Source organism: Segeticoccus rhizosphaerae (assembly GCF_009192725.1).
Taxonomy (GTDB): domain Bacteria; phylum Actinomycetota; class Actinomycetes; order Actinomycetales; family Dermatophilaceae; genus Segeticoccus; species Segeticoccus rhizosphaerae.
Map to the genome: position 1 here is coordinate 1 of NZ_VOHR01000223.1, position 6,296 is coordinate 6,296.

Here is a 6,296-nt window from a genome sequence, read left to right on the forward strand (position 1 = left end):
GCCGGACCGGCGGCGTAGGTGGCGGCCAGCAGCACGGCGACCGCAACGACGGCGCCAGCCTGCGAGGAGCCCTCGGTCACGGCCCGGGCCACAGCCAGCGCCAGCAACGCAGCCACCAGCAGGTGCAGCAGGCCGCCCAGCACACGCAGCACCGGAGTCAGGGAGTGAGGGTTCACAAGCCACCAGCCTAAGCCGCCACCACAACGGGCGGCACCGGCCAAAAGGTGTAGCGCGCCATGCACCCAATGGCTTCAGCGAACCAGTCTGCGGTGCGATGTGACCGACCCCCCGCTGCGGCGAGGCTGGGTACTACCGCCGGGCACTGCGTCCGGCACCATTGCCAAAGGAAGGCTGAACCTTGTTCGTCGCCTGGAAAGACCTCCGGTTCGCCAAGGGCCGCTTCGCCCTGATGGGCACCGTCGTCGTACTGATCACCATCTTGGTCGGACTGGTCTCCGGCCTGACCGCAGGCCTGGCGAAGGACAGCACCTCGGCCATCACCAACCTGCCCGCCGACCACCTCGTCTTCTCCGCTCCCGCCGCCGGCGGGGACCCCTCGTTCACCACCTCCAGTGTGGACGAAGACACGGCAACGGCCTGGGCGAAAGTGCCCGGCATTACCAGCGCCGACCCGCTGGGCATCACCACCACCCGCGCCGAAGCCGACGACCGGACCGCCAGCGTGTCCGCGTTCGGGGTCGAACCCGGCTCCCGCCTAGCACCTTCTGCCGGACAGCTCCAGCACGGCACCGCCGTGCTGTCCACCGGCGCAGCGGCCGACCTACACGTCCGGCCCGGAGACCGCATCACACTGGCCGGGCAGCACCTGCGGGTGACCGCTGTCTCCGGTGACGCCTCCTACAGCCACACCCCGGTGATCTGGACCAGCCTGGCCGACTTCCAACACCTCACCGGCGGACCCGGTGACAGCGACACCCACGCCACCGTTGTCGCCCTGACAACCAGCTCTACCGCGGACCTGGCCGCCGCCGACACCCAACTCGGCACCCGCACGGTCAGCCGCGATGACGCCCTGTCCGCGATCGGCTCCTTCACCTCCGAGAACGGCTCTTTGCAGCTGATGCGTGGGTTCCTCTTCGCCATCTCCGCGCTGGTGATCGGCGCCTTCTTCACCGTCTGGACCATCCAGCGCAGCGGCGACATCGCCGTCCTGAAAGCACTCGGCGCCTCCACCCGCTACCTGCTACGCGACGCCCTCGGTCAGGCCGTGGTCCTGCTCGCCCTCGGCACCGCAACCGGCACGGCGATCGCCGCCGGTGTCGGCGCCGCGATTGGTGCCACTGGGGCGGCCGTGCCGTTCGTCCTGGACCTAAACACAGTGGCCGTCCCCGCGCTGATCATGATCGCCCTCGGCGCCGTCGGCGCCGCCCTGTCCATCCGCCGCATCACCTCCGTCGACCCACTGACTGCCCTAGGGAGCGCCCGATGAGCCTGCACCTGACCAACATCACCCTGACCTACCCCGACGGTGCGACCCGCCTGACCGCACTGGACGACGTCACCCTGCACGTGCCGGCCGGCACCATCGCAGCCCTCGTCGGCCCGTCGGGCTCTGGCAAGTCCAGCCTCCTGGCGGTCGCCGCCACCCTGATCACCCCCGACACCGGGCGCGTCGTCATCGCCGGCACCGACACCGCCGAGATGACCCGCGCCCAGCTGACCACGCTGCGCCGCACCCGGATCGGCACGATCTTCCAGCAACCCAACTTGCTGCCGTCGCTGACCGCCGCCGAACAGCTCCAAGTGATGGCCCACCTTGACGGTCGCTCCCCGCGCGCGGCACGAGCCCGGGCCTTGGAGCTCCTGGACGCGGTCGGCCTCACCGGCCAAGCGGACCGTCGGCCCCACCAGCTCTCCGGTGGACAGCAACAGCGCATCAACATCGCCCGCGCGCTGATGAACGACCCTGCGGTGCTCCTGGTCGATGAGCCCACCAGCGCGTTGGACCACGAACGCGGCACCGCGATCCTGGACCTGATCACCACCCTGACCCACCAGCAGGCCACCGCCACCGTCCTGGTCACCCACGACCGCTCCCACCTGACCGCCGTTGACCAGATCGCCGAGGTCAACGACGGACGACTCGACAGCCCCGCCCTGGCCGGACACCGCTAACAGCGGCTACTCCATCCGCGCAGCATCTCTCGGCCCAGCGGTGCATGTCCATCCGGCGCATTCGCCAGGGTGGACGTACACGAGCCGACGCGGCCAGACCACACCACCCACCACCGCCCAGGAGGCACACCATGGAAACCGCACTCAACGTTCTGCACGTGCTCACCGCCGTCTTCATCATCGGCCCGATGGCCATCTTGCCGATGACCGCGATGCAGGCACTGCGGTCCGGGCACGAGACCCACGTCATCGCGCTGGCCCGGTCCACCGCCATCCTCAGCTGGGCCTCGCTCCTCGTCGCGGTCCTCGGCTTCGGAGTGCTGGGCATGAGTGACCCGAAGTACGACCTGTCGGTCACCACGCCGTGGGTCCTGATCTCCCTGGTCCTGTACCTGCTCGCCCTGGCCGTCAGCCTGCTGGTCGTTGCCCCCACCCTGCGCCGAGCCGGTGCGCACATGAACACCGCCGACGCGGCCACAACGACCCGAATCGGCTACGGTCGCGTCGCAGCGTCCTCCGGGATCGTTTCCCTGCTGCTTGTCGCGGTGGTCGTCCTCATGGTCTGGAAGCCCTGATACAACCGAGGAGCCCAGCCCGGGCAGCTCGCCTGATTCGGCGGAGGATCCTCAAGCGGACGGCCGCGAGGAGCGCTGTCAACCCAGGAGCGGTTAGCTCGATACGGTCGATCAAGACGGCTTGATGTGGGAGGTCCAGCGGTGCCAGGAGGAGCAGATCCGGTGGTACGCAGCGCGGAGCCGGACGACGTTGAAGCGATCACGCGGTTCGGCGAGGTGGTGATTCGGCCGCACTATGCACCGCTGATCGGCGCGGCGGCCGCCGATGCGCAGGTGCGCGACTGGTGGAACGAATCCCATGTCCGGGAAGCCGTGACCAACGGGTTGGTCGTCATCGCGGAGGCCGGCGGAAAGGTCGTCGGCGTGGCCCAGCGCGGCCAACAGGGATCCGACCACGTGATCTACAAGCTCTACGTGCACCCGGAGCACCGCCGGCGCGGATTCGGTCCACAACTCATCGCCGCGCTCATCCAGCAGCTGCCCCCCGACGCCGGTCGGCTGCACATCGAGCATTTCGCCGGCAACGAGCACGCCGGCACCTTTTACGAACGCGAGGGGTTCATGGTCGAACGCGTCGACCCAAGTGCGACCGGCAACGCGGCGCTCGATGTGGTCTGGCGTGTCCGCGACGTCAGCCCATCCCAGTAGGCCAAGGCTGCTGGCTGAGGTGGGTGGTGACGCCGCTTGGCGGCGCCCTTGGTGGTCCGGCGCCACCGCTCGTTTGCCTGGCGCCTGACCACCAGGTCATCGCCAGTAGCGGATCGGCTTGCGGACGCGGTCACGTCGCACGTGTGCCGTATAGAAGACGCCAGCGGACACCTCATCGCGGGCAACCGGTGACAACGCCTGCCGCAGTTCTCGTCGCCGGTGATGGTTCGGCTACCGGGCACGGGTGCCGTCAACCGCCGGTGTCGGAGCCGAGGTGCCCACCGGTGCCGCGGGATCTGCGTCGCCGCAGCTCGGTGATGATCTGGTTCTGCTGGCGCAGCAGGTGCCGGACCGCCTCCGGTCCATCGTCATGGCCATCTGGGCGGCCGAGGGGAGTGTGGCCGGTAGTGCTGGTGGCTGCGCGGCGTAGCAGGCGGATCCGTTGCTCGGTGTCGGCCAGCAGGTCGATGAGCTCCCGCAGGGTGAGCGTGGACAGGGCTTCGTGCTCGGTTCCCATCTCGGCTCTCCTACGCTTCGGTGCGGGCCTGGGTCGCGCCGGTTCCGGGCTCAGGTGCGGGAGTCGGCGGTGCCGTCGTGGTCGTAGTCATCGTCGTCTTCCCCGGGTACGGGCAGGGCCTGCTCCCAGGCGTCGGCCGGGTCGGCCTCCTCCGGCAGGGCGGTGTGCCCGGTGTCGTCGGGGTAGCGGGTGTCGTTGGCTTCGGCGGTGTCGGGGACGGCGGGGGTGGCCTGTTCGGCGGCGTCGGCCTCGGGTACCTCGGTGATGACATCCCTGGGCAGGTCGTCCCGGTCGGCGGTACTCATCGGGGTCATGACTGGCTCCTCCGGGTTTGGTCTGGGTCGGTGTCGTCCTCGTCGCCGTTATCGGATTTCGCTGTCGACGTCGCTGATGGCGTCGGTGGCGGTTCAGTGTTGTTGAAGGTGTGGTCGTCGAGTCGGTGGGGCAGGCGGTCGTTCTCGTCTTGCAGGTTCAGCACCATGGCGATGCCGGCGAGATTGAGCCCGTCGCCCAGCAGTGCGCCGATGCAGCGTAGCCGGTCCAGGTCATCGGCGCTGTAGCGTCGGGTGCCGCCCGGGGTGCGGTCGGGCTCGAGCAGTCCCCGGGCCTCGTACAGCCGCAGTCGCTGGGCGTCCATGCCGGCGAGTTCGGCGGCCACCGAGATTCCGTACACGCCTCGACCGGGCTCACGAGCTCGCCTCGCTGGATTCCCCTGCCGCGGCCAGCAGCGGTGCGTCGGCGCGGGCCGCGGTCTTCTCCGATCCGGGACGGGTGCCCAGGTCACCGGTCGTTGTTTCGGTGACCGCGGGGCTGGCCCGGCGCGCGAGCAGCTCCACCGCCACGTGCCCACGTCCACAGCCCGGGCACAGCACCGCGCCGGGCGCGGTGGGATCGGGGCAGGGCAGCCCCTCGTGGAAGTAGTAGTCCCGATCATGCCCATGACCGTCTTCGACGTGCTGCACGTCGTAGTCGAGCACCCACTTGTGGCCGCAGCCGCCACAGCTGAAACCGAGCCGCTCCACCGACACCTCCCTGAGGACCACTGCCAGCCACCTCTTCCTTCCATCGAGATTTCTCGGCCCGGGTCTTGCCTCAGTGTCCCACAGGTGCTATATCAAATCTATAAGCGCCACCATAGGAAAGGTGGTGGCACTGACAGGCGGTGTGGGAAGGAGTGGTTCACCGATGGCACAGATGTTGATGCGCACCGACCCGTTCCGCGAGCTGGACCGGCTCACCCGGCAGATGTTCAACGGCAACGGCACCCTCGCGTACCCGGCGGCGATGCCGATGGACGCCTGGCGTGAGGGGGACAGCTTCGTCGTCGAGTTCGACCTGCCCGGGGTGGACCCCGGCGCGATCGACCTGGACGTCGAGCGCAACGTGGTCACCGTGCGGGCCGAGCGCCCGGTCCGGCAGGACACCGGTGACATGATCGCTGCCGAGCGGGCCAGGGGCACGTTCAGCCGCCAGCTGGTGCTGGGCGACAACCTGGACACCGAGCGCATCGACGCCGGCTACGACGCCGGCGTGCTCACGCTGCGGATCCCGGTGGCCGAGCAGGCCAAGCCCCGCAAGATCGAGATCAGCACCGGCGACTCCGGCCGGCAGGCGATCAACACCTGACCGACCCCGGTGGTGTCCACCATGTTGACCACGACCACAAACAGCGGTGCGGGCGTCGCCGAGGCCACCGCCGACAACGCCGCCAAGGCCGCTGTTGAGGAGGAGTTCTGGGCGTTGGTGTGTGACGATGAGGAGCTGCTCAGTGCGGAGTTCGACGCGATCGTCGCCGCCGCATGGCCCAGTTCCCCCATCCGCACAGCGGGCCGCCACGCCGACCACCACCGATGGGGTATGCCGGCGCCCGGCCGCGTCGGGGCCTCGCCCCCGGCCGACCGGTCTGCGCGCCCCGGCGTCGATGGTTGGTCCCGGCAGCGCTCACCCCCGCGCGCCCAGTAGTCAGGTCATGGGGCCGGTCACCCACCGGCCCAGGCGATCCCGCGATGGTCATATCGAGGAATGAGGAGGAGGTGATCGGGTCAGCACCTTGTCACCGAGTACCGGGCGGCCGCTGATTCCGCGCGCCACGTCTGCTCCGTGCAAGGCGCCACCAAGAGGTGGCGTCACGCCCTCACGGCGATCTCGTGATCTCCGGCGCGCCGGACCAGCGGTTGTCACGCCCGCCAACATCGGCTCAGGCGGTGTCCCCGACTCGTTGAGGGGCACCGCCTGACCCGGTGTGCAGTCCCCTTCCAGTTCGGTGACACAGGGTGGTTTCTGACGCGGCAGCGTGATGACGGCAGTAGATCCGGGCGTGGACCTGTACCGGCTGCTGGGGGTGGACCCCAGCGCCAGCAGCGCGGACATCGCGCGGGCCTACCGGCGCCTGGCCCGCCGCTGGCACCCGGACGAGATCG

11 protein-coding genes are annotated in these 6,296 nt (G+C 69.4%); 7 read left to right on the forward strand and 4 right to left on the reverse strand.

The window, feature by feature from the left end; all coding sequences use genetic code 11:
* Positions 1–358: 358 nt before the first annotated feature.
* The 4 genes from FRW57_RS15490 to FRW57_RS15505 all read left to right on the forward strand — a co-directional run bounded on the left by FRW57_RS15490 (position 359) and on the right by FRW57_RS15505 (position 3,359).
* On the forward strand, positions 359–1,450 hold the full coding sequence (locus tag FRW57_RS15490; protein WP_137123427.1) for an ABC transporter permease: 1,092 nt from the start codon (positions 359–361) through the stop codon (positions 1,448–1,450).
* On the forward strand, positions 1,447–2,136 hold the full coding sequence (locus FRW57_RS15495) for an ABC transporter ATP-binding protein (RefSeq protein ID WP_137123426.1): 690 nt from the start codon (positions 1,447–1,449) through the stop codon (positions 2,134–2,136). Before FRW57_RS15490 ends, FRW57_RS15495 begins: the two co-directional genes overlap by 4 nt.
* Before the next feature lie 131 nt (positions 2,137–2,267).
* Positions 2,268–2,711, forward strand: a complete 444-nt coding sequence (locus tag FRW57_RS15500; protein WP_137123425.1) for a DUF2269 family protein — start codon at positions 2,268–2,270, stop codon at positions 2,709–2,711.
* A 162-nt stretch (positions 2,712–2,873) separates the two neighbouring features.
* On the forward strand, positions 2,874–3,359 hold the full coding sequence (locus tag FRW57_RS15505; protein WP_162308280.1) for a GNAT family N-acetyltransferase: 486 nt from the start codon (positions 2,874–2,876) through the stop codon (positions 3,357–3,359).
* 250 nt (positions 3,360–3,609) lie between these two features.
* Here FRW57_RS15505 and FRW57_RS15510 read toward each other — a convergent pair whose 3' ends face one another.
* From FRW57_RS15510 to FRW57_RS24500, 4 genes are read right to left on the reverse strand one after another with little or no spacing between them, the layout of a single operon-like run.
* Positions 3,610–3,876 (reverse strand): hypothetical protein, encoded by a 267-nt coding sequence (locus tag FRW57_RS15510; protein ID WP_137123513.1) that lies wholly within the window; start codon positions 3,874–3,876, stop codon positions 3,610–3,612.
* A 50-nt stretch (positions 3,877–3,926) separates the two neighbouring features.
* Complete coding sequence (locus FRW57_RS15515; RefSeq protein WP_203230353.1) at positions 3,927–4,190, reverse strand: hypothetical protein; 264 nt, start codon at positions 4,188–4,190, stop codon at positions 3,927–3,929.
* Positions 4,187–4,534, reverse strand: coding sequence for a MerR family transcriptional regulator (locus tag FRW57_RS24495; RefSeq protein WP_238999451.1), 348 nt, complete (start codon positions 4,532–4,534; stop codon positions 4,187–4,189). The genes FRW57_RS15515 and FRW57_RS24495 overlap by 4 nt, the downstream gene beginning before the upstream one ends.
* A gap of 28 nt (positions 4,535–4,562) precedes the next feature.
* On the reverse strand, positions 4,563–4,919 hold the full coding sequence (locus tag FRW57_RS24500; RefSeq protein WP_238384891.1) for a hypothetical protein: 357 nt from the start codon (positions 4,917–4,919) through the stop codon (positions 4,563–4,565).
* A gap of 151 nt (positions 4,920–5,070) precedes the next feature.
* Between FRW57_RS24500 and FRW57_RS15525 the strand changes: the two genes are divergently transcribed.
* The 3 genes from FRW57_RS15525 to FRW57_RS15535 all read left to right on the forward strand — a co-directional run.
* Positions 5,071–5,502: an Hsp20/alpha crystallin family protein gene (locus FRW57_RS15525; protein WP_137123514.1), complete on the forward strand. Its 432-nt coding sequence runs from the start codon at positions 5,071–5,073 to the stop codon at positions 5,500–5,502.
* A gap of 21 nt (positions 5,503–5,523) precedes the next feature.
* Positions 5,524–5,838 (forward strand): hypothetical protein, encoded by a 315-nt coding sequence (locus tag FRW57_RS15530; protein WP_137123511.1) that lies wholly within the window; start codon positions 5,524–5,526, stop codon positions 5,836–5,838.
* Positions 5,839–6,172: 334 nt separating this feature from the next.
* A partial coding sequence (locus FRW57_RS15535; RefSeq protein WP_152186415.1) for a DnaJ domain-containing protein occupies positions 6,173–6,296 on the forward strand: 124 nt, incomplete at its 3' end.

Excerpts from the sequence above, each read along its gene's own strand:
- FRW57_RS15495 (WP_137123426.1), top strand. The coding sequence starts at position 1,447 with ATGAGCCTGCACCTGACCAACATCACCCTGACCTACCCCGACGGTGCG.
- FRW57_RS15500 (WP_137123425.1), top strand. The coding sequence starts at position 2,268 with ATGGAAACCGCACTCAACGTTCTGCACGTGCTCACCGCCGTCTTCATC.
- FRW57_RS15510 (WP_137123513.1), bottom strand. The coding sequence starts at position 3,876 with ATGGGAACCGAGCACGAAGCCCTGTCCACGCTCACCCTGCGGGAGCTC.
- FRW57_RS15515 (WP_203230353.1), bottom strand. The coding sequence starts at position 4,190 with ATGACCCCGATGAGTACCGCCGACCGGGACGACCTGCCCAGGGATGTC.
- FRW57_RS15525 (WP_137123514.1), top strand. The coding sequence starts at position 5,071 with ATGTTGATGCGCACCGACCCGTTCCGCGAGCTGGACCGGCTCACCCGG.
- FRW57_RS15530 (WP_137123511.1), top strand. The coding sequence starts at position 5,524 with ATGTTGACCACGACCACAAACAGCGGTGCGGGCGTCGCCGAGGCCACC.